General features: G+C 43.3%; 2 protein-coding genes. Both read right to left on the reverse strand.

From position 1 onward, the window contains the following. The coding region (locus tag WS44_RS09280; protein WP_046434096.1) for an IS110 family transposase at positions 1–1,025 on the reverse strand (1,025 nt) is incomplete at its 3' end. A 266-nt stretch (positions 1,026–1,291) separates the two neighbouring features. After that, positions 1,292–1,369 carry an SHOCT domain-containing protein gene (locus WS44_RS10195; protein WP_288145742.1) on the reverse strand — a complete coding sequence of 26 codons (78 nt, stop codon included), beginning with the start codon at positions 1,367–1,369 and terminating at the stop codon, positions 1,292–1,294. Positions 1,370–1,379: the final 10 nt, after the last annotated feature.

The following is a 1,379-nucleotide window of genomic DNA, read 5'->3' on the forward strand; positions in this document are numbered from 1 at the left end:
ATCGTCCGTAATAATTTATGGATCGATGCGATAGCGGCCTTCTTGTGACTTGCAGTCTCAGAAGACCGTTTTCGTTTCTCGTAATAATCCGCAATATGACAAGGGTTTCTCGCTTTCTTAGCCGACTGAATTTGGTTGATTGCCAAGTATCTGCCGATAGCTGTCCCACGCTTTGAAATAGACAGATGGGCCGCAAGGCTGCCAGATTCATAAACCTGAGGGTCAACGCCAACGAAGGCATTTAATTGGTTAGGGTTTTTAAAGCGTCTGATATCTCCGAGCTCACTAATAATTCTCAAGGCAGTATTTTCGGCGATGCCAGGAATGCTTTTAAGGATCTCTAGATCACGCTTGGGAGCGAGCTTGGCCAGCCGGATAAGCCTCTGTGCCAGATCATTGGCACGTTTTTCACCAATACCAGATAAGCTCTTTAAGAAGTCGATGATATCGGCTTCTTTTGTTTCTAATACGATATCAGGGTGTGGGAATCTGAGAACAATACTCCAGTAGTTTTTTCCTCTCGGATTAGCCATTAGGTGCTCAATCTCTGGGAAAGTGAGCTGAATGGCTTTGTGCAGTCTATTCTTGTTGGTTATCAGATCGTGCGAAGCCTGCTCGTAGATGCGGTTGTTGGCCATCAATTCTTGATATTCTTCGCTTTGAACATAGGCCAGCCGTTGCGGGTGCTCAGACTGCAGCTTGGCAAGGTACAAGGCATCAAGTTTGTCGGTCTTGTTCTGGTGCAAGTCGTCCTTTGTCTTTCTTTTGGCTTCCAGTGGGTTCATCATGACATAGCGTAATTCGTGCATGTTTAAAAACGCCTGGAGTCTTCTAGAGTAAACGCCAGTAGCTTCAAAGATAATCTGCGGGTTGGTAACCTGCTTGAGGTCATCCAGCAGCTGATTGAAGCCTACCATATCGTTGGAGATGGCATAGTCATTAACTTTTTGGCCATTGACCATAATGCATACGTTAGACTTCCGGCTGCTAACGTCAATACCGAAAACAGTTTTCAATAAAGCCATAAGAATAAACCTCCGCTTTACTTGGAGATGAGCTGCCTTCACCCAATTCAATCAGATCTAATTTTCTCAACCGGACTTTAACAGCCAACATACTTAGACGAAATTCTCAATTGAATGGTGAAGCTGCCAGTTTCGCTTACGACATCATGTGTCCAAGAGTCCTACGGCATTGGCTTCATCTCCACTTTACATAGTAAAAGAAAAAGTGTTGAACGACTACTCCGTCGAGTAATCATCCAACACTAGATTAGTATGTTTCGTTTACTCTAAATTTTCAAAATTTGCTTTTTCTTAGCTTGAAATTCTTCTTCAGTCAGAATCCCTTGATCAAGCAAATCTTTCAACTTCTTAATC

It is taken from the genome of Lactobacillus sp. N54.MGS-719, assembly GCF_000980505.1.
GTDB classification, from domain to species: domain Bacteria; phylum Bacillota; class Bacilli; order Lactobacillales; family Lactobacillaceae; genus Lactobacillus; species Lactobacillus amylovorus.